This window comes from Bacillus songklensis, from assembly GCF_042649685.1.
GTDB lineage: Bacteria > Bacillota > Bacilli > Bacillales > Bacillaceae_H > Bacillus_BA > Bacillus_BA songklensis.
This window is the reverse complement of record NZ_JBHRZT010000067.1, coordinates 194,171-215,996: the sequence shown is the minus strand read 5'-3', so window position 1 is coordinate 215,996 and position 21,826 is coordinate 194,171. Positions and strand designations below refer to the sequence as shown.

Here is a 21,826-nt window from a genome sequence, read left to right as displayed (position 1 = left end):
CTTGCGCAAAGAAGAAAAACGTGAAGACACACCAACGGTCGCACCGGGCTTGAGTGACCTCGAGGAATTGGAGGCAGAGGCAACCGAAGAAGAAGTGAAACGCGGTGATTACACAAAAGTTGTAACCATGTCTTTTGATGAAGTCGATCCGTCTTAATGCTTAACAAGCCGGCTTGTTAAGCATGCCGGCTGTTTATCTTTCATAATATAGAAGCGAAGCCCCTGCATGCAGACTAATCCATCCCTCCATAAAAATAAAACTACATGACAATTTTTAACACCTCAAGCTTGTATCCCACATATTATTTAATGAACACAATTAGGAATAACACCGCCGCCTTCTTCCCATGAACCTCCGTAAAGCCTGCCTTAATGGCAGGCTTTATGAATGTAACAATGTAATTGTTCAAACAAAATGGGATATAGCCTATTCCCAAAATGCCCTAATCTACATATAGTATAAACAAATGTTGATGGAGGTGTGGTTAATGGGTGGAGCAGTTGCAGGTGCTGGCTACGGCGCTGGCTTTGCATTGATTGTTGTATTGTTCATCTTGCTTATTATCGTAGGTGCTTCCTGCGTCGGCTGGTGTTGATAGCATAAACCTTAAGTGCATCTGTTGTAAGTAAGGTTTTCACACCGTCGATAAGCAACCAAGAAAGTGACCAAAAGCACCCAAACCAAATGGGTGCTTTTTCCATTTTTCAAGTGTATAGAAAGCATCTTTGAACTACTCCCACTTAACACCCTTACGAGTTGTTTGAAGTGAGAGATTCCTGCGAACACCAACGTAACCGTCTGTTTCTTAACCAGACAAGTTCTATTTACGCAACTAGCACCACACTAGAATTCGTTCAGGAATAGTATACCAAAAACTTAGGCTAACGCCTACCGAAATTCATCTCCCACTTACTCATTGGGCTATGATTTCTTGAAGTGGGAAAATGTTTAATAAATCAAATGGTGACATCGAATTTTTGGTCATTTCACAGCCTAACTCCAAAGGGGACAGAGTGTTAACCGATTAATGGCAAGTTTAACGTAAACCACCTTAACTTTGTCCCTTCACACTCGCTGTCTCAGGTCCCTTCTGAACCGGCTGACGATATAATGGCATAATGAAGAGGAGTCCGATGATGAATAGCACGGCTGCCGTCTCAAACATAGCTACGAGCGAGAATTGCTCTTTCAACGCGCCCGCTATGCTCATCGTCACCACCATCGCTCCCGTAAACAAGGGACTGAGAATGCCGTTGACCCGGCCAACGAACGCCTCTTCCGTATTTTGCAAAATCATGGTATTGATTCCGATTTGGATACATGGCAAAACCAGACCGCTTAAAAACTGGGCACTCAATGTCAGCCACAGATTGGTGGACAGACCGGAAATGCTCATCCCGATCGCATTGACCAGCATGCCGAAAGCGAGCATTTTCTGCGGGGCAACAGTCCTGGCAAACATCATGGCCGCCGCGCCGCCTACAATCATCCCCGTCCCGTTGACAGCCATCAACCATTGCAAACTTTCTTTTGGCAAACCAAGACGTTCAGTGACAAGGAAAATACTGAGCGGTTGAATAAGCCCTAAACCGAGACCAGCCGCCATAAAGCATAAGCCCAGCAACGCCAACAGTTTCTTTGACAACACATAGCGAATACCGCTTGCCATTTCCTGCAACAATGTCGTCTCCGGCTTTTCTTCGTCCACCATATGGTCCGGAGGCAAGAAGGCCAGCGCTCCGGCAGAAAGTAAGAACGATACGCCCATGATCCCGATGGCTGCATCAATACCGAAAGTTTGGAATACGAACGTTCCCAGTATGGGCCCAAGAACCATAAAAACGGCAAACATCGTTTGATAGATGGACATTCCCACCTGCATCTGCTCAGCAGGCACATGCATCTTAAACAGCTTCATACCAGACGGCTGTGAAAACTGCGACAAAATCGCCGAAACGAGTGTCGCGAAGAACACGGCTTTCCATGTACCGAACACGAGTGTAATCAGAACAGCAAACACCGACACGGCACTCAATATATCACACGAAATCATCGTCCGTTTCGGGCGCCACCTATCAGCGAACGTACCGCCAATAAATGAAAAAATAAAAATAGGTGCAAATTCAGCAACAGAAATCATCGAGACAGCGAACGGGTCACCCCCTGTACGTTCCATAACATATAGCAGCACAGCGAAATTGCGTACCCAAATTCCGACTTGCAATAACAATCCAGAAATAAGGATTACTTGAACAAATCGATTACGGAATAAATCGGTCATTCTGGAGGATGGGGCAACTCCGCCATTTTTTGTTGGTCTTGTACTCATAAAAAAACCTCCTTTTCCACTTTTCTGGACAGGAGGCAATACAACAATACAAGAAGAAACAGTCCACTGGTATTAGTGACATAACATTCTTTTTGTATATAAAAGGGCAGACTAATCCTATCCAGAAAAATATCTCGTTTTTATCACGATTGTTTTCTTGAGAATAGGATTAGTAAATCATCTTCTTAACGTTCACCCTTCCATTTTATGCTAATTCTATACTACATAAATATGTAATTGAATTCAAGTAAAATTTTATGTTCTCTTACATCAATACACGACCGTGTCCCGCTGCCACACCAACAAGCTTCCCTTCATCGTACAAGGCAAATCCTTGAAACTTTGGAGTTTTCATAAAATCTTCAAGCCTCTCGATTGCGTTTTTTTCAGTCCAGTGCTCATTCCATGGTTCATTATTAAAAACTGCTACATATAAAGAGGCATATTCCGTTAACCTCTCCTCCACCATCTTTTCAATCCATATACTCATCGTTTTACCTCCCTTATTCAGAAAAGCAGATGTCTTCTTCTATTAAAAACTATTTTTGCTGGATTTTCCATGGCGCTTCATTTGATGGGATCTCCCAAAACGACATGATATTCGTCGTTTCGGGAAATCCCCTTGCTTTTATACCTGTTTCATTTGTTCCGGTATCTTTTCAATGGACGTAATCAATGTATCTAGCTTTGATTCGATTCGATGCAGCAAATACAACGTTACGATAATTGGAAAGCCCACGTCGGATACAAATGTCATCCATTCTTCCACTCTGTTCCCCCCCTTCGTAAAAAAGTCCCTCTCATCTGGACAGATGGAGGGACCTCTTCGTTTAAAGCTGGATTTCGTTTACGTTGCGTTCTACGACATAGGCTCCTTTTTTCCCGACAAATTCACCGCCTGATGTAATAAACACATTCGCTGCAATCATTTGATCCATAGCGGCATTCACCTTGGCCGTATCGACCGGTTCAATCGGATTTTCAATGGACAAGTTCGCCGTTTTGTTTTGCGTGGTCACAAATTGCAGCACTAATGTTTTGGCCATCTGTTTCCCTCCTTTTTATTAGCTTCGTGATAATAATTGTGAATCGTTTTGCTCAACATGCGATAAAGTCAATGTTTGCAAGCCGGCAATTGCTTCGGCAACATCCAACAGTGCATCAGCAGCTGCATCCATTTTGATGTTGTTGAAGTTTTTGCTTTTGTATTTCGGCTTTCCGTTTTCATCTACTCCATCTTCCAATACAAGACGTAATTGACGATCTTGAATGACTACGTTTGCCATCCTCTCACCTCCCTTCAACTTTTATATAGAAAGAACGATGAAAAAGGGGGAGAAATCATCAATATTCCTAACATGTTTCCCTGCGACGGTTCGCGGTATCGTTTCATGAAAAATATCCGTTTCCCAATTGGCCATAAGGTGTTAAACTTATTCATTATACTTGAATGCAATTTTTATTAAAGGAATGAATCAAAATGACTACTAATTTTAAAAGCAATGATAACGTCGTACAAGATATTAATTCTACCGGGTATTTTCCTATCAGTTTTGAAGAGTTGGAGAGTACAGCGAAACAGACATTGCCTGCGCCTGCTTTTAGCTACATTTTTTCCGGGGCTGGCGGCGGGGAAACGATGAGAAAGAACGCCACCGCCTTTGCAAAATATTCAATTGTACCGAGATTCTTAAATAATGTGTCCAATATTGATTCCAGCATCACATTGTTCGGCCGTACTTATCCCTCCCCCCTTCTGCTTTCCCCAGTCGGAGTGTTGAAATTAGCAAATGAAATGGGAGATATTGCTGTAGCAAGGGCAGCTGCCCGACATCAGATACCATTTATTCAAAGTACAGTTTCCAGCTATTCGATTGAAGATGTAGCTCAAGCAACAAACGGAAGCCCTAAATGGTTTCAGTTATATTGGTCCAATCAAGAGGAAATTTCCTTCAATATGGTTAAGAGAGCGGAAAAAGCTGGATATGAGGCAATCGTTTTAACGGTGGATACCATTACACTTGGCTGGAGAGAAGCGGACATGCGCCATCGTTTTTCTCCATTGGCATTAGGTTATGGTCAGGGGAACTACGAATCAGATAAAGTCTTTCTATCGACTTTAGAAAAATACGATTCGGAAGCCATTCTTCAAGGGATTATTGATAACATTAACCACCCTACCCTCAATTGGAAGCATGTAGCCAAGTTGAAAAAAAGGACTTCCTTACCGATTTTATTGAAGGGCATTTTACACCCGGAGGACGCTTTGCTTGCAATTGAACATGGGGTGGACGGCATTATTGTTTCAAACCATGGCGGGAGACAGCTAGACGGAGTTATTTCTAGCATCGATGCTCTTCCGGACGTAGTGAAATCGGTGAACGGTCAAATTCCTGTTTTATATGACAGTGGAATTCGAAGAGGTATTGATGTGTTGAAGGCGATCGCGCTGGGAGCCGATGCAGTATTGATCGGAAGGCCATTTGTTTATAGCTTGGCTGTGGGTGGAGAAGCAGGAGTTCATCAATTTTTAGCCAACTTTCTCCAAGATCTCCAAACTTCCATGATGCTGGCAGGCGTTTCAAATCTGAAAGAACTGCGTAGTCTGAAAATGGTTCGTTCTTAATATGTATTTTTTAATAAAGAGGATGACTCAAAAGGTATAAAAAGCCATACCTTTTGAGTCATCCTCCTGAAAGAGTGCCCTAAAACGGAACGATACTTGTCGGTCTTTTTTGTACGCCTAGTGGAGAGTCCTTTTATTTATCCTGTTTATCCATTTCTGTTTCAATGACTTTTAATCCATTTTCCCCTTCATTTTCAACCACATGTTTAAGCATGGACAGTTTGTTATTCCAAAACTGTTCGTAAAAAGAAAGCCACTGTTTTAATTGTTTTAAGGGTTCTGGCTGCAACCGATAAAGTTTTTCTCTCCCCACCTTTCGTCCACTGACCAATTCTGCTTCTGAAAGTATATGAAGATGCTTCGCAATGGCTGTACGGCTCATGGGAAAATGGGATGTTATTTTTGAAATAGGTAATTCTTTTTCAGCTAGTAATCTAAGTACCTCTCTACGAGTTGGGTCAGCAATAGCTTGAAATACATCATGCTTTACTGCTGATGGTAACACTTAGCCCTCAACAACCTTTCGAAGCCGTTCATTAACAAGCCCCACCCAGCCATGTTCCATTCTATCGCGAATAACGGAACTTTTCTCGTTTGCTTTCGGAAGAATAGCATCAGGGTGTTTCCATCCACTGTGAATAAGTGTAAACTCCGTCTTGTCGCCCAACTCTTTTAAAATAAACGAAACAATCCAACCATCTGTATCCCATGCAAAAGAAAGTCGATGAGGAGCATCTATTTCTAATACTTTGCACGGAGATGGACCGAAAGGTGATTGCAAATGGAATTCGTGTCCTGCTTTCGGCTGGAAATCATTAGGCATGAACCATAATGCAATGCCTTCCGAAGTTGATACTGTATCCCATACTTTTTGAATAGGTGCTTCAAAAATGACCGTTTGCTTAATAGCTTGTAATGTATTGTTATTATTTGTTTCCATACTCTTTCTCCTTTTTCCATATATAAAAATAAAACCATTTGGTTTCGTTTTCACAATGATATAACACCTTTTGGTTTCACGTCAACATTAATTTGCCTTCATCCATCTATTTTTATCCATAGTTTGACGACTATTTTTCATAAAGGATTTTTTCTGTAACATCCCCTTTCATGCTTTTGTCCCAACCCCCGTGAAATTCAAGGCTTTTACCTTCAATTTCATACCTGCTTTCATGTAAACGACAATAGCACTTCAGCGCTCCATACAAATCATTCACCCTTTATTAAAGAACGATGTTGGTTTTCTATAAGAACCGATAAAGTATCTTCTTGAACGGAAAGCATTACTCAATAACAGGAAATGCCTTTTTTCATTCTCAAAAGAAGTTCAGGTATAATTTGAAGGCTGGGTAAAATACTAGCTAAGAGGTGTTGAACATGGAAAAAGATACTTTTGATCAATATGAAAATGAGATAAAAAGAGCTAGTAAAAGAGGGGCAAATGAAGATATCATTCAAGTAAGCTCAACAGGTTATGGTTATGATTTACGTGTAGCCAACCCTTTTGGAGCAGGGGAAAAACAAGAGAGTGACGAAAACAAAAATACGTAAGACCACTTTTTCTTCCAGAAAAAAAGCAATGATCTTATTAAAACGTAAAAACGCCTCAACATTGAAGTTGAGGTGTCAGCTTATAGAGAAAGAGGTATTTTTTCTCTAATTGTTCTTTAAACTATAGTTGTGACTTCAATGGAGCCCCTTGACGTTTACCCCTCTTGATTCAATCAATATAACATTCGTTTTAAGAAGTTAATTTTTCTTTGTTCGTAAAGGTGTTTTACTATGAATTACCTTGTATTGATAAAGAATAAGCTTTAGGGTGAAAAATGATTGATTCTACAAATTTGATTAAAGGATTAACATAATGATCTAAGATTCTATCATTGACAATGCTTAGTAAAAAATGTAGTTCATCTATAAACGCCTGAGCTTGTGTTTTGTTTAAATCGAACTCTCTACCAGGTTCTAACACAGATAGATAATGTAAAGTATAAGCCCTGCCAATAAACATGATACGGCTAAATATAGATTCGGGAATTGTGTAGGGTTCTTCTATCTCTTTACCATTTAACGTTTTAGAAAAACATACATGTGATTCATCTTCATACTTTTCAATCCTAAATAAATCTTTATATCTATTCATATATGTCCCCCCAATATTTTATTCGGAAGTATATTGGTTTTACATTCTTATGCCATTGCTTGATTAAAAGTTTGTCATTCTTTTAATTTAGCTAGTCCGACCTTTTTGGAGCTCTGGTTTACAATTTCACAGCATCCTGAACTATATACAGTATTCTATATAGCCCTTCTTCATGCAGCGCAATGGAACCGCTTTCTTTTTTTCTCCAACAAGCAGATATTCCCCCTTTTCCATCATCTCTCTACAATAATTACAGGAATATCTTCCCATATATGTAAACCTTGTTTTTTAGCAGTTCACAAACTATTTTATTGTATATTATATGCAAAACTAGTTGACATAATGATTCTTTTAGGAAGTAACAATCAACAACCCGTATAAAATGATTGATACTTTAGTTCTAAAAGAAGAGAAAATCGTTCAGAACCCCTTCATTTTCTTTTAAAACAAGTATGGCAGCGGCAACTATACTACCAGCATAAATCCTCAAATGGTTCTAATTGGGATGTTTATTCTTATAGCAGCTCAATTAGAAAAAGGATTGCCGCAGCAACCCTCACTCTTCAAGCACCCGTTTCTTGAACAAGAAAGAATAAAACATAAGTATTTTCGGATCAAAATAGTGGTTCTGATAAAACTTATCATCCTCTATAACAAGCTATCGTTAAAACAAAATATTGTCAGAAATTAGTCCTCGATTTTTACGAAATTTTCATGGTTGTATCGGATAAAATCACTTATTCTCTTAATAGTAAGAGGAGCTATTTCGTTAAAATGGATATACAGGGGATTAATAGATGCAGAAAGTTCGCTATTACGGTCAAGGTCCTCACGTGAAACAGCAAACTTCTCTATAGGATTAGGACAATTATATCTTTTAAGAACTAATTCAGTTTCTTCTAGGAGTAGGTACATGGGCTCTTCCTCAAAATACTGCATTCCCACTTTGATCGCTGACCATATTTTAGGTTGAGCCAGAAAATAGGCACTCCACCAATAAAATTCAGCCTTTGATTCGATTGCATGATCATAATACACATGAAATACAAACAACGCTTTTTGTCCAGTGGTTAGCTCTTTATAAAAAAGCTCTTTTGCCATGGAACTATTCTCTGTTTGTTTAACCATTCTGCTTTTATAATCCAAAATCAACGGTTTAAAACAAGCATTAAACAGGGCTTCGTCAGCTAAGGAATCGAACTCCTGTCTTTTCATCTGTATTATCATTCAATTATCACTCCTTATCGATGATTATACAGTGATCGAAACATAATTAATATAATTTCACTAAAATTTTACATTTTTTCGATAAAAAAGTTCGGTTGTTTTTAATACTTTTTGTGCTTTAATCCCCAACATGATCAACATAAACCGTCTTTTACTTCTAAAACTGCCCCGTTCAATAAGAAAAAGGGTTGCCGAAACAACCCCATTCTTAAACTCAAGCCCCCTTCGTTTAAACGGAATTCGCAGTGGGATTCTCTTCTTAGAACAGTAATAATAAAAAAATGTGATCAAGTATTCCAATCCAATTTAACCTTAAATGAGATGAATCAAGAAATTTATTTACTGATTCGTTTCATTTGTTTAATGATTTTTCAACAGTAGATATATAAAATAAGGAGCCCCAATTAATGCTGTCATGATTCCTGCTGCTATTCCCTCCGGGTCAACAATGTTGCGCCCAATCGTATCGGCAAGTAATAACAGCCACCCTCCAATGAGAAGTGCAATCGGCAAAAACAGTTGAGTTCTAGGCCCTACTAGAGCTTTCGCTATGTGTGGAGCCATTAGACCGATAAAAGCGATTCCACCTGTAACTGAAACTGCAGCAGCAGCTAAGGCAACTGCTGTTAAAAGAAGGACACCCCTCTCTCTTTCTACTGATACTCCAACACCGATGGCTACAGGTTCACTTAAATTTAACAAATTTAACCTATTTGCCTTATATAGTGTAAATGGAATAAGAATGATGAGCCATGGAAGAACAGCCAGAATAAATGGCCAATCTGTCCCCCAAATACTTCCTGCTAACCATTTGGCAATAAAATCGACTTTTTCACGCTCCGAGGATGAAATAAGCACGACCATTGCGCCAGACAAAGCCATTGAAAAACCTACTCCAACAAGTATCAACCTTACCGGCTGGAGGCCGACATGTTTGCTATACGAGAACAAATAGATGAAACATGCAGTAATGAGAGCTCCGATAAAGGCAACAACAGGGAGCAAATAAATAAATGACCCAGCATCAATTGGGAAGTACAAAAAGAAAACAGCTATGGCGACACCCGCCCCGGAATTTACTCCAATAATTCCGGGATCTGCCAGATCATTTCGTGTTATGCCTTGCAATATGGCTCCAGATACGGCAAGTGCCATTCCTGATAAGAGTGTAATCAATATTCGGGGTAAGCGAATAGAAAATAAAACAAATTCTTCTTTGAATGTGCCTTCCCCTAGAATGGTTGGAAGCAGTCTGTTGTATGAAAGGGAGGAGTAGCCCATGCCCATGCTCAATATAGCTGTAATTAAAATTAATGCCAAAAAGCAAAAAATAAATAAACGCTGTTTCTTGATTAAACTAGGATGAATCATAAGAATGCCTTCCCTCCTTTACGGACAATAAATAAAAAGAAAGGAAGCCCCATCATTGCTACAATCGCTGGAACTGGTGTTTCAAACGGTGCATTAAGGTTACGTCCGAGCGTATCAGCTAAAAGCATAAAGATAGCACCAAAAATAGCTGACATCGGCAAAATATAACGGTAATCTGTTCCAACGAAGACACGAACGATGTGAGGAATCATTAGGCCAATAAATGCGAGGTTCCCAACTAATGCAACAGAGGCACCGGCAAGCATAATCACAATGATGAACAAAATATATTTTATCTGTGTAGTTCTTTGTCCCAGCCCGATAGCAAGCTCTTCATTTAAGCTAAGGATGGTAAGCTGTCTTGACAGGAAAAGGGAAATGACAATGCCCGCTATAATGAAAGGAACAATTACTTGAAGCTGAACCCATGTCGTGCCAATTATACCGCCGGCACTCCACATTGAAACATCTTTAGAAATTTTAAAATAAATTCCGATTCCTTCTGCAATTGCATAAAGGAATGCCGAAACAGCGGCTCCTGCTAATACAATTCGAAGTGGTGAAAACCCTCCTTTTTTTGCCGCACCAATACTAACGACCAGTATGGTCCCAATTGCAGCTCCGATAAAGCAAGCAATCATAATCGTAAAGGAACTAGCCGAAGGAATGAGTGCGATTGTTAAAGCAAGAGCAGCATTCGCTCCAGCAGTGAGTCCAAGCAAACCAGGGTCTGCTAAAGGGTTTCTTGTTAAGCCTTGCATAATGGCTCCTGCTACTGACAGTCCCGCTCCAACAAACACGGCTCCTACCTCCCGAGGTAAACGAATTTCTCGGATCGTGATAATCGTATCTGTTTTCATGTCAGTTGTGAGAGCGAGCCATACTTCTTTTATACTTGTATTTGCCGCCCCAAAAACCATTGAAACAAAGAATGTCCCAATCAATAGAACTGTACATAGAACAAATTTATAAATAAATGGAATGGTATTTATGTTTTTTGTCATCATTTATCATCTCATCTTTTTTATGAATATAGGAAGAGGAATTCTTATTATAAGAATTCCCCTTTGCTATTACTTACCAAGAAATGACTCTTTAAAGAAGTCTAATTGAAAATCTAGAGTGATAGGATCGTTAAAGTAAAATTCCTTTGCATTCGCGACAAACATTCGATTGTTTTTAACGGCTGGAATGTTTTTAAACGTCTCAGACTCCATGAATGACGTTTCCTTCTCATCGGCTTTACTCACGATGAGATAATCGCCTACAAATTCAGGCAGAACCTCCAGGGAGAGCGTATAAAATCCTGGCTTTAATGCCGTTTCTTTAACCTTTTCAGGCATTTTCAATCCCATTTCTTGATAGAGGATTTCTGTTCCCCTCGCCCAGTTATTACCGAAAACATACAGCTCTTTGTCAAAGTTTTCAATAACTGTAACTGTTGCATCTTCTCCAATTTTCGCTTTAATCTCTTCTCCCGCTTCCTTTGAACGCTTTTTGAAGTCATCAATCCAAGCTTGAGCTTCTGCTTCTTTGTTTAATAGTTTACCAATCTCCAAATGCTGTGTTAGATAATCTAACTTTCCATATGTGAATGTAACAACCGGGGCAATCTCTTTAAGTTTTTCAACGTTTTTCGTAGTAGAAAGCCCAATAATTAAATCTGGCTCTAATTCAATAATTTTTTCTAAATTTTCATCGGTTACTTCTTCAACGCCATCCAATTTGTAGCGCGGATTCATTTTAGACCAAGAATCAACCCCAACAATCGGAACTCCTAAAGACAATACGTTACCAGCATACGTTCCAAGTACAATGACTCTTTGCGGATTTGCCGGAACTTTCACAGGGCCATTTTCTGATTGGTAGGTGATTGTATCAGAATGTGTTTTTCCCGCAGGTGTTTTAGTTTTTGTTTCTGTTGACTCGCTTGCACCGCAGCCGCTAAGCATTAGTGCCAACAAGAGCAGGAAGGGAATGAATAGTTTTTTCATGTTGATTTTCTCCTTTTACTAAATTGTAAGTAATGCACATCGGTTTTTGAGTACGTGGATCTCTCCCTATTACAGCATCAATTTGAAATACGGTTTCTAAAACATCATGCGTAATGACTTCTTCAACAGCACCCGCTTTTACAACCTGTCCTTCTTTTAGGGCAATGATGTAATCAGCGAAACGGGCAGCTTGGTTTAAGTCATGAAGAACCATCACGATGGTGCGTTCTTGCTCCTTGTTTAGTTTTTGCAGGAGCTCTAGAACCTCAAGTTGATGGGCCATATCCAAATAGGTAGTTGGTTCATCCAGGAAAATCATCTCTGTCTCCTGTGCGAGAGACATGGCAATCCAAACACGCTGACGTTGGCCTCCAGATAATGCATCCACTGGTTGATATTTAAAGGCTGAAGTCCCTGTTACCTCCAATGCCCAATTGACCACTTCCCAATCCCTTCTTGTTAACCGGCCAAATCCCTTTTGATAAGGATACCGTCCATAGGATACTAACTCTCCTACAGTTAACCCGCTGGCACTCTCAGGATTTTGAGGCAAAATTGCCATTTTTTTGGCCAGAGCCTTTGTATTCTCTCTAGAGATGCTGCCTCCATCAAGTATGATGGACCCTGCTTGATGCGGGATGATACGGGTCATTGCTTTTAAAAGTGTTGATTTTCCACACCCATTTGAACCAATAATGGTTGTAATCTTTTTATCCGGGATTTTAATGCTCAGATTCTTGATAATTAACCGTTCCTCATAGCCTATGTTAAGATCCTGTGTGCAAAGGCGAACCATGCTATAATGCCTCCAATTGAAAATATGTAATCAATATTGATAATCATTATCATTTTGTTGTACAATAATACTATAATATCATTGAGAACGATTGTCAATGAAGTCTTCTAAACTTACATTAAAGAAACAGTGTTTATGAATAAATGCTTTTTAGGAGTGAGTATAGTGAGGAAAGCGGAATGTTTTGATGTGACTATTATTGGAGGAGGACCGGCTGGTTTGTATTCAGCTTTCTATAGCGGACTTCGGGAAATGAGAACAAAAATTATTGATTTTCAGCCGCAATTAGGAGGAAAGATTCACATCTATCCAGAGAAAATGATTTGGGATGTTGGCGGCCAAACACCCCTCTCTGGAGCTCAGCTGATTGAACAACTTGTAAAGCAAGGACTAACCTTTAATCCAGAAGTAGTGTTGAATGAAAGAGTAACTTCAATCTCACGTAATGACGATGGCATATTTATTTTGAAGGCTGCTTCTGGACGGAAACATTATTCCAAAACAGTCATTGTAGCAGTGGGTAGTGGCATTTTGAAACCTCAAAAACTACCTATCGAAGGTGCCGATCGGTTCGAGGTGTCCAACCTCCATTACACCGTTAAATCTTTAATACATTTTAAAGATAAGATAGTGCTTGTTTCTGGTGGAGGAAATACCGCCATCGACTGGGCCAATGAATTGGTACCGGTGGCAAAAAAAGTCTATTTAACTCACAGAAGAGAAGACTTGTCTGGACATGAATCACAAATTACACAATTATTAAAAAGTTCGGCTACATGTTTTTTTAATACATCTATTACAAAGTTAATAGCTGTAGAAAATCAAGAATTGATTGAACGTGTGGAGTTAACTAATTATGCAACAGGGGAAAAATTCTATTTAGCAGTAGATGAGATCGTAATTAACCATGGTTTTGAACAGGATGCTTCCCTTTTAGACAATAGCGAACTTGATATCGAATTACTTGAGAATTTCTATATAGCCGGTAATGCTACTAGCGAATCTTCTGTAAAGGGTCTTTATGCCGCTGGGGATATTTTAAAGTATGACGGCAAGTTAAACTTGATAGCGGGTGCATTTCAAGATGCGGCCAATGCAGTAAATAAGGCAAAACAATATATTCAGCCTGATGCAACTGAGGTTGCAATGGTTTCTTCTCATAATGAAGTATTTAAACAAAAAAACCGAGAGATAGTAAAACAGATGTTGAAGTAACCATTGTTTCAACCTGAAACCCTGTTAAAAATTAGGATTACCTGGGGTATTGATGTTCATCTTTGGAGGAAGTGGGAAAAGAGTGACGCCCACATTGCGGCCCATAAAGCAAACCTTGGTAAGCCAAAGCCCGAATACATGATCAATTCCGAGGTTAGTTCATATGAGGTAAAAGCGGTCAAGAATGCAGGCAAGGAAAAAATATAGAACGTTTGACAGCTTAATTAGTCAGCATTTCATCATGTTGGCTTTTTATTTTGTCTTCACCAGGCTAATTATGTAATCAGTGCAAGAAACAATTGAAGAAAATGGTTCTGCTCTCATCAAAAAACTGGTAAAATTTAATCAAAAACGCGGGAGAAACTCGATGAACAATAAAACTTGGAAAGTTCACTATGCATGGATCATTTTATTGATTGGTTTCATTGCCTTATTGTCTGCGCAGGGTGTAAGATTATCGTTTGGAGCATTCATGAAGCCATGGGAAGAGGAGTTTGCCGCAAGCCGGAGTACCATTTCGACGATTTCTCTTATCAGTTATATCGTTTTCGCCCTTTCACAGCCGTATATAGGAAAGCTTGTTGATACATACGGAGTTCGTCATATCCTATCTTACAGCATGCTGCTAATCGGGGTATCGACCATCTTGACGTTTTTCGCCTCTGCACCGTGGCAGCTGATGTTAATATATGGAGTCATCACCTCCATTGGATTCGGCGGCGCTTCCAATGTCGTCGGCTCTGTGGCCATTACGAAGTGGTTTTCTGCCCAACGCGGCTTCGCATTAGGGCTGATGTCTGCAGGAACAGCTGCAGGACAATTGGTTCTCGTTCCCGTTTCACTATTGTTAATTGAAAGTTTTGGGTGGAAACAGACGGTGCTGCTGCTCGGTTTTATCCTCTGCCTGCTTATCTTTCCGCCTTTGTGGCTGTTTCTACGCAACTCGCCGGAGGAAAGCGGCCGGCTTCCATATGGAGAGTCTGCGCCGGAAACGATTGAAAAGGGAAAAACGCCAATACGGCCGTTACAGCCTGTTTCCATCTTTCAACTTATAAAGCAAAAACGATTTCTTTTCCTTATGGTCCCTTTTTTTGTTTGCGGGGTAACGACGACCGGATTGATGGATACCCATCTCATTCCATTCGCCCAGCTATGCGGGTTTTCACCCGCTGTCATTGGTTCGGCCGTCAGCACACTAGCGGCATTTAATATTTTAGGTACCGTGTTGTCAGGGCACTTGTCTGACAAATGGAACTGTAAATACATGCTGGCGTTTTTATACGGGATGCGTGCATTGACCGTTTGCTTGTTACTGGTTATGCTCCATGATTCCGCATTCCTCGGTTTTGTAATCGATAAATCGTGGCTTTTGTTTGCATTCGCCGTTATGTTTGGGGTAGTAGATTTTGCAACGGTCGCACCCACAATCAAGCTGGCATCAGAGTATTTCAAACACATATCGGTCGGTACGGTGATCGGATGGCTCTATTTAAGCCACCAAATCGGCTCGGCATTGGGTTCGTATGTTCCCGGTGTCTTATTTGACTTATCAGGTGGATACGATGTATCTATCCTTTCTTCTATCGGATTCTTAGTCATCGCGGCTGCACTTAGCTTTATCCTTCCGGCGGCGTCCGCACACCTTTTGCAGCAACCATCTTATACAAATACAACAAAAAACGGTTGAGTTGAATCAACCGTTTTTTAGCATTATTTTAGGCTAACTTCGTCATTCCGATCCCTGAAACGATGACACCGTTCATTGCGGAACCGTTCCATACAGCTTGCGCAGTTCGCGTTTTAAAATTTTTCCGTACGGACTTTTTGGCAACCTGTCAACGATGTATAGTTCTTTCGGCTTTTTAAAAGCCGCGAGATGCCGACTGCAAAGCTTCATCAGTTCTTCTTCCGTCACTTCGCATGTGCCATTTCCCACGATATACGCTATGAGGCGTTCTCCCCATTTATCATCAGGAACGCCGATGACACACGTTTCCTTGACGCCGTCATGCTTATTCAGCACTTCTTCTATTTCGCGCGGGTAAATGTTCATCCCGCCGCTGATGACCACGTCTTTTTTGCGGTCCACTAAATGCAGATATCCTTGTTCGTCCATCCAGCCGACATCTCCTGTGTGAAGCCATCCATTTTTAATCGTATCAAGTGTGGCACCTGGATTGCTCCAATATCCTTTCATGACAAGTGAGCCTCTACAAACTACCTCGCCAAGTTCCCCCGGCGCCGCTTTTTTCCCATTTTCATCCACCACTTTCGTTTCCACAAACGGCCCAGCTATACCGCATGATTCCAGACGTTTCCCCAGTTCATGGCGCGGCATGGTCGTAATGACCATCGGAGCCTCGACTTGGCCGTATGTTTGTATAAGCTTTGGTCCTAACAGCTCCAGTGCTTTTTGCAGCTTAGCTGCTGCAATCGGAGCGCCTGCCATATTAATGGATTTGACATGGCCAAGTTTTTTCGGATCAAAATCGGGATCTTGAATCATTAAATCAATCATGGCCGGGACAAGGAAAAGGACGGAGACTTTTTCTCGTTCCAGATCATCGATAAATTCTTTTGGGTCGAACTTGTTGAACACCACTTGCGTCAAACCGAAAATCCAGGCGATATGGGATAAAAAATTACTTCCATGTGTGAGCGAAGCAGCATGGCCGATGACGTCCTCCGTCATGACTTCACAGGCAAGCGCCAGGGATAAAGCGCCTGCAATCATGTTACGGTGTGATAACATCCCTCCTTTTGGCCTTCCTGTTGTACCGGATGTATACATGATGACAAATACATCATCTTCCTGTACAGCCTCTGATTTCGGATAGTCGTCACTTTGCCGTTGCAGCCAACACTCATATTTGTCGCCGACTTCTAACTTTGGAATATCCAAATCAATTTTATGAATCCATTCTTTTTCGCCAATCAATAGTTTCGCTCCGGAATTTTCAATGATGTATGTAAGCTCCTTTGGATGAAGACGGTAATCGAGCGGCACTTTGATGAAACCGCCAAGTGCTGCAGCACAATCAGATTCTATATGCTCCGAACGGTTGGACATGAGAACCGCCACCCGGTCCCCTTTTTTCAAATGATAGCTTTTGATGCCATTTGCCAACTGGCATGAACGAATTCGCAATTGATCGTACGTGATCGTTTGATTTTGATACTTGACCGCGATTTTATCCGGATATGTTTGAAATGCTTTTTTCATATAAGAGCCAAGTGTTTCCATCTTATTCCCCCTTCTGCGGTTTTATGGTCAGTAACCTAAACCCTTACTCAACAGGCTTAGAGTATGCCGGCTTTTCATTTTGAATGGGCGGCTGTACAAATACTGCCCTTTGCAATTTGAGTTCGCTTGTACAATTCTATTCGCCGTTTCTTCACTTGATAACAAATCGACTAAAACAACATTTTTAAAGAACTAAATGATTATTTTAGCCGGCATTACAAATATTAAGGAATGTCCCATACGTATATAAGGAGGAATTTTCATGAGTCTTTATGAACGATTAGGCGGTCAAGAAGGCATTCAAAAGGTCGTAGATGTTTTCTATAAAAAAGTGTTGGAGGATGATACAGTCAATCACTATTTTGAACATACCGATATGGAAAAGCAGCGCCGCCATCAAACATTGTTTCTTAGCTGGGTGACAGGCGGACCAAATCAGTATTCAGGTAAAGGTATGGAAAAAGCGCATGAAGGTCTTAACCTGCAAGAATCACATTTTGAAGCAATTGCTAACCACCTTGTTTCAAGCCTTAAAGAGTTCAATGTGTCCGAAAAAGATATTGATCAAGTTGTACAAAAACTTTTAACAATGAAGGATGCAATTCTTCACAAATAAGCCTATACATAAAAGGAAAGCCGGCTCCCATAAATCATGTCCCATTCTATTTCTCATACTTTGTGTATCCCGTCTTGCCTTTTCTTTTTGCCAATGTGTTAAAATATCATGATCGAATCGAGTCATTTGCAATCAGAATCATCATAAGAAGGTGACCCAAAGAACATACTTTTGGGCCAGCCTCTTATTCCTTTTAAATGGACTTCAACGTCTTTTTTCTTCACTAAATAATGCTTTTGCACAAAACTCGATAATTTCCCGTCGTCTGACAATCCCAATAAAGATTCCTTGATCATCGATGACCGGTACAAAGTTTTGTTCTGTTGTCTGCAAGATGATGCTTTCCATTTCAGCATGGATCGGTATGGCTTTATTATCGTGGCGCCTTGGTACTAATCGAAGCGGCAATTCTTCCAGCTCTTGAAGATTGAATGTCCCCCTTTCCTTTAAAAACCAAAGGAGATCTCCTTCAGTCAGCGTTCCCACATATTTTCCTTCATCATCAATAAGGGGTACTGCCGTATATTTGTGATATTCCATTTTTTCCAATGCTTGGCGTACGGTAGATTCCATGTCAATAACAGCTACTTCATGCTTTGGAATAAGAAAAAATGCAATGTTCATACTCATTCTTAACTCCTTTTTTCTTCTTGAATCGGCTCCAGCCTAAAATCGATATTTATCATCTTCCCTATATTTACCTCTACACACATCTATTCATAATCAGAGCCACCGTTTACAAAAAATGTTCACTTTTTCCCTCTTCCATTATTGAGAACGGACACTAACCAAATGGAAACGCCGACCATGCCTCCCCCCATCAGTACTACTATTCCAATCATGATGGCATCCTTCATGTTTATGTCCTCCCTAAAAAATAAGTTGTTCGCATTGACGCAAATATATAGCTTTGCTCTCCGGCATAGAGTCCTCTATTCTTTTTCTCTTCAAATGCCTTTTCTTCATAATAAAAACCGCGAAAAGAGAGGGCCTCTTTTCGCGGTTTTTCACAGCACAAATAAGCCGTGCATTCACACGAATTTTTTCCTCCCAAACGCTTACGAGGTTAGCTGTCGGATTTGGGTCGTGGAAGTAACCCTACCTTCACTGAAGGACTCACCCCAAGTGCTAAGATTCAACACAAAGTTGGTTCCCCCGCTTCTAAATTAGAATTAAGCGATTTATGATAAAACATTTTATGTGAGTAATCTTACCCCCGTTAAAATTTACTGTCAACAGCTATTTTTAATCATGGATGAAATAACTAGTAAGAACGATATTAATAAAGTCCAGAAAACGATGTTCATGACTCCCTTGTCGATATAGTGCAATTTTAACTTTTTAAACACAGAAAAAACCCTCATCCGACTCGCTTTGCGGGGATGAAGACTTTTTCATATTTTCACGATGTTTCATTTTTGAACGTCTTCTGGATGGCATCCAATATAATTCGGACAAATTCGCCTTCGTGGATACGACACTGGAACTCAGCGGGCTCACATACGATGTCGGAGCAAATTTTCAGTTCCACTGTATCATGCGTAATTCTCCTGATGTGCAGCCACTTTCCATCTGACAACCGAAATGCTAAACGCGCAGTCATAGACTTCTCTCCTGCTCTTTCACCCTTTTTTTATTTTTCCCTTCTGTCATCGGCCTTCCTCTATTCGCGCCTTTCTGTTCTTTCTCCTTGAATAAACTTACAATGGTGATCATTTGACATGGATGCTCTTTATCCATGTCAAATGATTTATGTGCATTTATATATTTTTTTGCGCTTCCATTTCTTCATGACAATTCCGTGTGTCGGTGAGAAGAATAAGGCAATTAAGAACAATATCCCGGCAACCGTAATCATGCACCCTGCAATGGAAGCATCGTATACGTACGCCATATAATACCCGATCGCAGAACTGATGATCCCGATGAACATGCTGATACCAATCATCACACTTAATTTTTCGGTCAACAAGTAAGCCGTTGCTGCAGGAACAATTAACATGCCCACCACTAAAATGGCGCCCACACTTTCAAAAGAAGCAACCGTCGTAAAAGAAACGAGTGCCATTAGGAGATAGTGGAATAACATGACCGGTATGCCGACAGCTGCCGCCATGGCCGGGTCAAACGAGCAAATTTTAAACTGTTTATAGAATAGACTGATTACGATTAAGTTTAAGAGAAAGGTAGCCCCTACTCCCCAGACGGCTTTTGGACCGATACTCATCCCGCCAATCGATATCGTATTCCACGGTGCATAGGCGATTTCCCCGTACAGCACACAATCAAGATCCAAATCCACCTGGCGGGTGTATAAACTGACAAGCACAACCCCCACCGCAAATAAAGCCGTAAATACGACACCGATGGAGGCATCGGACTGGACACCGCTTTGGTGGAACATCTGAATCAAAAAGACGGTGATCAATCCGATCACGGCTGCCCCCATCATCATGAACAACGAATCCCTTGAGCCGCTCACCAAAAAGGCGATGACAATCCCCGGTAAAACCGAGTGGCTGATTGCGTCCCCAATCATCGACATTTTGCGTAGAACGAGAAAACAACCGACAAGGCTACATGAGCAGGCAACGAGCGCGCCGATCAGCATAATCCAAACATCATTCACAACGTTTCTCCTTCTTTCATTTTTTGCATATACAGTTTTTTTTTGATTTTATTCTTCACTAACATTTTTAACAGCATTTTGGCCAATAAGCCGCGTTTGGGTGCAAAGAAAACAGAGAAGATAAATAAGCATGTTGCCGCGAGAACTGTGAGCGGACCTGTCGGCAAATTATCGACCATCGTACTCACGAGCGTTCCGGCTAAGCCGCTCAATACCCCGAATATCCCAGAAATGACGACCATGACATGCAGTTTTTCGGTCCAATACCTGGCTGCGACTGCCGGGGTAATCAACAAGGCGGCCATTAATACGACACCTACCGCTTGAATTCCAACCACTACGGCTACGACCACAAGGAGCATGATGAACTGATCAAGAAGTGCCACCGGCAGCCCAATTCCTTTCGCAAAACCCGGGTCAAATGAAAGCAGCTTAAATTCCTTGAAAAACAAGGTGCAAACACCGACCAATACAGCTGAAATGATGGCCATCGTGTACACATCGGTCTGAATCATTGAGGCGGCCTGACCGAATAAGAATTTATCAAGACCGCTCTGATTGCCGGCATCGCTGTGCTGGATTTGCGTCAATAACACAATCCCGACACCGAAAAATACGGTTAAAATAATCCCTAATGCTGAATCCTGCTTAATGCGTGTATGTCTTGTAATATAGCTGATCAAAAAGGTAGCCAAAATGCCTGCCATAAGAGCCCCGATCAAAAAGTAGAAAATCGATTTCGATCCCGTGATCATAAAGGCTAAACAAACTCCCGGCAGTGCCGCATGGGCGAGCGCATCTCCCATGAGAGATTGTTTGCGCAAGTAGGCAAAGCTTCCGATGACCCCGCTGCTTAATCCTAAAAGCATGGAACCAAATAAAATCCATTGTGTATTTGGATCTTGAAAGACCTGTAACCAGTTCATGTTTTCACCTCAATTAATCATGAAAGATGTCTCTTTCTCAGAATCAAACATGGTTAATCTGCCGCCGTACGTTCTTTGCAAATACTCTTTTGTAAACAATCGTTCCGTTTCTCCGATTCCCACCAACTCCACATTTAAACATAACAGCCAATCAAAATATTCTTTTACCGTGTTTAAATCATGATGGACGACAAGAACGGTTTTTCCTTGCTGTTTTAGCTTGTTTAATAGGGTGATAATCGCTTTTTCCGTTGCGGCATCGACACCGACAAACGGTTCATCCATGAAGTAAAGCTGGGCATCCTGCGCAAGTGCCCTGGCTAAAAAGACGCGCTGCTGCTGTCCTCCGGAAAGCTGGCTGATCTGGCGCTCGGCAAATCCATCCATCCCGACTTGGCGCAAGCACTCCATCGCGAATTCCTTTTCTTTACTGCCAGGCCGTTTAAACCACCCTAAATGGCCATAACGTCCCATTGTCACGACATCCAATGCATTCGTCGGAAAATCCCAGTCGACCGATTCCCGCTGAGGAACATAGCCGATAAGCTTGCGCTGTTCTTTATACGACTTTCCATAAATATCCACCTCTCCCGTTACTCTTGGAATCAAACCGAGAATCGCTTTAATGAGTGTGGATTTCCCTGCTCCGTTCGGTCCTACGATTCCAATCAATTTTCCTTCAGGAATCTCAAATGAGACATTGCGCAAT

The 21,826-nt window shown here is 41.0% G+C and carries 26 protein-coding genes, 1 pseudogene and 1 riboswitch; of the genes and pseudogenes, 8 read left to right on the top strand and 19 right to left on the bottom strand.

The features are described from left to right. Window position 1 precedes the first annotated feature (1 nt). Both ACFOU2_RS16285 and ACFOU2_RS16280 read left to right on the top strand, forming a co-directional pair. On the top strand, window positions 2-157 hold the full coding sequence (locus ACFOU2_RS16285; protein ID WP_377916914.1) for a hypothetical protein: 156 nt from the start codon (window positions 2-4) through the stop codon (window positions 155-157). A 316-nt stretch (window positions 158-473) separates the two neighbouring features. Beyond that, window positions 474-596 carry a YjcZ family sporulation protein gene (locus ACFOU2_RS16280; protein WP_377916912.1) on the top strand — a complete coding sequence of 41 codons (123 nt, stop codon included), beginning with the start codon at window positions 474-476 and terminating at the stop codon, window positions 594-596. A 456-nt stretch (window positions 597-1,052) separates the two neighbouring features. Here the strand turns inward: ACFOU2_RS16280 and ACFOU2_RS16275 are convergent, their stop codons facing one another. From ACFOU2_RS16275 to ACFOU2_RS16255, 5 genes are all read right to left on the bottom strand, one after another. Then, the gene (locus ACFOU2_RS16275; protein WP_377917026.1) at window positions 1,053-2,282 is read right to left on the bottom strand and encodes an MFS transporter; all 1,230 of its coding nucleotides are present in this window, start codon (window positions 2,280-2,282) and stop codon (window positions 1,053-1,055) included. Between the two features lie 313 nt (window positions 2,283-2,595). Then, a complete protein-coding gene (locus ACFOU2_RS16270; RefSeq protein ID WP_377916910.1) occupies window positions 2,596-2,820 on the bottom strand; it encodes a hypothetical protein in 225 nt (74 codons plus the stop codon). A gap of 138 nt (window positions 2,821-2,958) precedes the next feature. Beyond that, entirely contained in the window at window positions 2,959-3,099 is a 141-nt protein-coding gene (locus tag ACFOU2_RS16265) for a YvrJ family protein (RefSeq protein ID WP_377916908.1), read from the bottom strand. 61 nt (window positions 3,100-3,160) lie between these two features. Then, a complete protein-coding gene (locus ACFOU2_RS16260) occupies window positions 3,161-3,376 on the bottom strand; it encodes a DUF2922 domain-containing protein (RefSeq protein ID WP_377916906.1) in 216 nt (71 codons plus the stop codon). An 18-nt stretch (window positions 3,377-3,394) separates the two neighbouring features. Further along, window positions 3,395-3,616 (bottom strand): DUF1659 domain-containing protein, encoded by a 222-nt coding sequence (locus ACFOU2_RS16255; RefSeq protein WP_377916904.1) that lies wholly within the window; start codon window positions 3,614-3,616, stop codon window positions 3,395-3,397. A 194-nt stretch (window positions 3,617-3,810) separates the two neighbouring features. Between ACFOU2_RS16255 and ACFOU2_RS16250 the strand changes: the two genes are divergently transcribed. Further along, window positions 3,811-4,956 (top strand): alpha-hydroxy acid oxidase, encoded by a 1,146-nt coding sequence (locus ACFOU2_RS16250; RefSeq protein WP_377916902.1) that lies wholly within the window; start codon window positions 3,811-3,813, stop codon window positions 4,954-4,956. A gap of 133 nt (window positions 4,957-5,089) precedes the next feature. On the opposite strand, the gene ACFOU2_RS16245 is transcribed toward ACFOU2_RS16250, so the two are convergent. Both ACFOU2_RS16245 and ACFOU2_RS16240 read right to left on the bottom strand, forming a co-directional pair. Then, window positions 5,090-5,461 carry an ArsR/SmtB family transcription factor gene (locus ACFOU2_RS16245; protein WP_377916900.1) on the bottom strand — a complete coding sequence of 124 codons (372 nt, stop codon included), beginning with the start codon at window positions 5,459-5,461 and terminating at the stop codon, window positions 5,090-5,092. Continuing rightward, window positions 5,462-5,896, bottom strand: coding sequence for an SRPBCC family protein (locus tag ACFOU2_RS16240; RefSeq protein ID WP_377916898.1), 435 nt, complete (start codon window positions 5,894-5,896; stop codon window positions 5,462-5,464). A 437-nt stretch (window positions 5,897-6,333) separates the two neighbouring features. On the opposite strand from ACFOU2_RS16240, the gene ACFOU2_RS16235 reads away from it, so the two are divergent. After that, the gene (locus ACFOU2_RS16235; protein ID WP_377916896.1) at window positions 6,334-6,507 is read left to right on the top strand and encodes a hypothetical protein; all 174 of its coding nucleotides are present in this window, start codon (window positions 6,334-6,336) and stop codon (window positions 6,505-6,507) included. 229 nt (window positions 6,508-6,736) lie between these two features. On the opposite strand, the gene ACFOU2_RS16230 is transcribed toward ACFOU2_RS16235, so the two are convergent. The 6 genes from ACFOU2_RS16230 to ACFOU2_RS16205 form a co-directional block, all read right to left on the bottom strand. Beyond that, window positions 6,737-7,099 carry a hypothetical protein gene (locus tag ACFOU2_RS16230; RefSeq protein WP_377916894.1) on the bottom strand — a complete coding sequence of 121 codons (363 nt, stop codon included), beginning with the start codon at window positions 7,097-7,099 and terminating at the stop codon, window positions 6,737-6,739. A gap of 687 nt (window positions 7,100-7,786) precedes the next feature. After that, complete coding sequence (locus tag ACFOU2_RS16225; RefSeq protein WP_377916892.1) at window positions 7,787-8,326, bottom strand: hypothetical protein; 540 nt, start codon at window positions 8,324-8,326, stop codon at window positions 7,787-7,789. Between the two features lie 360 nt (window positions 8,327-8,686). Further along, window positions 8,687-9,697, bottom strand: a complete 1,011-nt coding sequence (locus tag ACFOU2_RS16220; RefSeq protein ID WP_377916890.1) for a FecCD family ABC transporter permease — start codon at window positions 9,695-9,697, stop codon at window positions 8,687-8,689. Then, a complete protein-coding gene (locus ACFOU2_RS16215) occupies window positions 9,694-10,704 on the bottom strand; it encodes a FecCD family ABC transporter permease (RefSeq protein ID WP_377916888.1) in 1,011 nt (336 codons plus the stop codon). Before ACFOU2_RS16215 ends, ACFOU2_RS16220 begins: the two co-directional genes overlap by 4 nt. Before the next feature lie 66 nt (window positions 10,705-10,770). Beyond that, complete coding sequence (locus tag ACFOU2_RS16210) at window positions 10,771-11,691, bottom strand: iron-hydroxamate ABC transporter substrate-binding protein (protein WP_377916886.1); 921 nt, start codon at window positions 11,689-11,691, stop codon at window positions 10,771-10,773. After that, complete coding sequence (locus tag ACFOU2_RS16205) at window positions 11,642-12,487, bottom strand: ABC transporter ATP-binding protein (RefSeq protein WP_377916884.1); 846 nt, start codon at window positions 12,485-12,487, stop codon at window positions 11,642-11,644. The genes ACFOU2_RS16210 and ACFOU2_RS16205 overlap by 50 nt, the downstream gene beginning before the upstream one ends. A 165-nt stretch (window positions 12,488-12,652) precedes the next feature. Between ACFOU2_RS16205 and ACFOU2_RS16200 the strand changes: the two genes are divergently transcribed. The 3 genes and pseudogenes from ACFOU2_RS16200 (at window position 12,653) to ACFOU2_RS16190 (ending at window position 15,389) form a co-directional block, all read left to right on the top strand. Further along, entirely contained in the window at window positions 12,653-13,702 is a 1,050-nt protein-coding gene (locus ACFOU2_RS16200) for an NAD(P)/FAD-dependent oxidoreductase (protein WP_377916882.1), read from the top strand. 63 nt (window positions 13,703-13,765) lie between these two features. Then, window positions 13,766-13,909 (top strand): annotated as a pseudogene (locus ACFOU2_RS16195) (hypothetical protein); the annotation flags it as partial. A gap of 160 nt (window positions 13,910-14,069) precedes the next feature. Next, complete coding sequence (locus ACFOU2_RS16190) at window positions 14,070-15,389, top strand: MFS transporter (RefSeq protein WP_377916880.1); 1,320 nt, start codon at window positions 14,070-14,072, stop codon at window positions 15,387-15,389. Between the two features lie 72 nt (window positions 15,390-15,461). On the opposite strand, the gene ACFOU2_RS16185 is transcribed toward ACFOU2_RS16190, so the two are convergent. Continuing rightward, complete coding sequence (locus ACFOU2_RS16185; RefSeq protein ID WP_377916878.1) at window positions 15,462-16,946, bottom strand: class I adenylate-forming enzyme family protein; 1,485 nt, start codon at window positions 16,944-16,946, stop codon at window positions 15,462-15,464. Between the two features lie 262 nt (window positions 16,947-17,208). On the opposite strand from ACFOU2_RS16185, the gene ACFOU2_RS16180 reads away from it, so the two are divergent. Beyond that, on the top strand, window positions 17,209-17,562 hold the full coding sequence (locus ACFOU2_RS16180) for a group I truncated hemoglobin (RefSeq protein ID WP_377916876.1): 354 nt from the start codon (window positions 17,209-17,211) through the stop codon (window positions 17,560-17,562). Between the two features lie 204 nt (window positions 17,563-17,766). Here ACFOU2_RS16180 and ACFOU2_RS16175 read toward each other — a convergent pair whose 3' ends face one another. From ACFOU2_RS16175 to ACFOU2_RS16155, 5 genes are all read right to left on the bottom strand, one after another. Continuing rightward, the gene (locus ACFOU2_RS16175) at window positions 17,767-18,186 is read right to left on the bottom strand and encodes a CBS domain-containing protein (RefSeq protein ID WP_377917024.1); all 420 of its coding nucleotides are present in this window, start codon (window positions 18,184-18,186) and stop codon (window positions 17,767-17,769) included. Window positions 18,187-18,602: 416 nt separating this feature from the next. Continuing rightward, window positions 18,603-18,751: riboswitch (cyclic di-AMP (ydaO/yuaA leader) on the bottom strand. 213 nt (window positions 18,752-18,964) lie between these two features. Next, window positions 18,965-19,165: a hypothetical protein gene (locus tag ACFOU2_RS16170; RefSeq protein ID WP_377916874.1), complete on the bottom strand. Its 201-nt coding sequence runs from the start codon at window positions 19,163-19,165 to the stop codon at window positions 18,965-18,967. Window positions 19,166-19,312: 147 nt separating this feature from the next. Next, a complete protein-coding gene (locus ACFOU2_RS16165; RefSeq protein WP_377916873.1) occupies window positions 19,313-20,191 on the bottom strand; it encodes a metal ABC transporter permease in 879 nt (292 codons plus the stop codon). Further along, window positions 20,188-21,117: a metal ABC transporter permease gene (locus ACFOU2_RS16160; protein WP_377916871.1), complete on the bottom strand. Its 930-nt coding sequence runs from the start codon at window positions 21,115-21,117 to the stop codon at window positions 20,188-20,190. Before ACFOU2_RS16160 ends, ACFOU2_RS16165 begins: the two co-directional genes overlap by 4 nt. 9 nt (window positions 21,118-21,126) lie before the next feature. Continuing rightward, window positions 21,127-21,825: a metal ABC transporter ATP-binding protein gene (locus tag ACFOU2_RS16155; RefSeq protein WP_377916869.1), complete on the bottom strand. Its 699-nt coding sequence runs from the start codon at window positions 21,823-21,825 to the stop codon at window positions 21,127-21,129. Window position 21,826 lies beyond the last annotated feature (1 nt).

Excerpts from the sequence above, each read along its gene's own strand:
- ACFOU2_RS16280 (WP_377916912.1), top strand. The coding sequence starts at position 474 with ATGGAGGTGTGGTTAATGGGTGGAGCAGTTGCAGGTGCTGGCTACGGC.
- ACFOU2_RS16275 (WP_377917026.1), bottom strand. The coding sequence starts at position 2,282 with ATGACCGATTTATTCCGTAATCGATTTGTTCAAGTAATCCTTATTTCT.
- ACFOU2_RS16270 (WP_377916910.1), bottom strand. The coding sequence starts at position 2,820 with ATGAGTATATGGATTGAAAAGATGGTGGAGGAGAGGTTAACGGAATAT.
- ACFOU2_RS16260 (WP_377916906.1), bottom strand. The coding sequence starts at position 3,376 with ATGGCCAAAACATTAGTGCTGCAATTTGTGACCACGCAAAACAAAACG.
- ACFOU2_RS16255 (WP_377916904.1), bottom strand. The coding sequence starts at position 3,616 with ATGGCAAACGTAGTCATTCAAGATCGTCAATTACGTCTTGTATTGGAA.
- ACFOU2_RS16250 (WP_377916902.1), top strand. The coding sequence starts at position 3,811 with ATGACTACTAATTTTAAAAGCAATGATAACGTCGTACAAGATATTAAT.
- ACFOU2_RS16240 (WP_377916898.1), bottom strand. The coding sequence starts at position 5,896 with ATGGAAACAAATAATAACAATACATTACAAGCTATTAAGCAAACGGTC.
- ACFOU2_RS16235 (WP_377916896.1), top strand. The coding sequence starts at position 6,334 with ATGGAAAAAGATACTTTTGATCAATATGAAAATGAGATAAAAAGAGCT.
- ACFOU2_RS16230 (WP_377916894.1), bottom strand. The coding sequence starts at position 7,099 with ATGAATAGATATAAAGATTTATTTAGGATTGAAAAGTATGAAGATGAA.
- ACFOU2_RS16225 (WP_377916892.1), bottom strand. The coding sequence starts at position 8,326 with ATGATAATACAGATGAAAAGACAGGAGTTCGATTCCTTAGCTGACGAA.
- ACFOU2_RS16220 (WP_377916890.1), bottom strand. The coding sequence starts at position 9,697 with ATGATTCATCCTAGTTTAATCAAGAAACAGCGTTTATTTATTTTTTGC.
- ACFOU2_RS16215 (WP_377916888.1), bottom strand. The coding sequence starts at position 10,704 with ATGATGACAAAAAACATAAATACCATTCCATTTATTTATAAATTTGTT.
- ACFOU2_RS16210 (WP_377916886.1), bottom strand. The coding sequence starts at position 11,691 with ATGAAAAAACTATTCATTCCCTTCCTGCTCTTGTTGGCACTAATGCTT.
- ACFOU2_RS16205 (WP_377916884.1), bottom strand. The coding sequence starts at position 12,487 with ATGGTTCGCCTTTGCACACAGGATCTTAACATAGGCTATGAGGAACGG.
- ACFOU2_RS16190 (WP_377916880.1), top strand. The coding sequence starts at position 14,070 with ATGAACAATAAAACTTGGAAAGTTCACTATGCATGGATCATTTTATTG.
- ACFOU2_RS16185 (WP_377916878.1), bottom strand. The coding sequence starts at position 16,946 with ATGGAAACACTTGGCTCTTATATGAAAAAAGCATTTCAAACATATCCG.
- ACFOU2_RS16180 (WP_377916876.1), top strand. The coding sequence starts at position 17,209 with ATGAGTCTTTATGAACGATTAGGCGGTCAAGAAGGCATTCAAAAGGTC.
- ACFOU2_RS16175 (WP_377917024.1), bottom strand. The coding sequence starts at position 18,186 with ATGAACATTGCATTTTTTCTTATTCCAAAGCATGAAGTAGCTGTTATT.
- ACFOU2_RS16170 (WP_377916874.1), bottom strand. The coding sequence starts at position 19,165 with ATGACTGCGCGTTTAGCATTTCGGTTGTCAGATGGAAAGTGGCTGCAC.
- ACFOU2_RS16160 (WP_377916871.1), bottom strand. The coding sequence starts at position 21,117 with ATGAACTGGTTACAGGTCTTTCAAGATCCAAATACACAATGGATTTTA.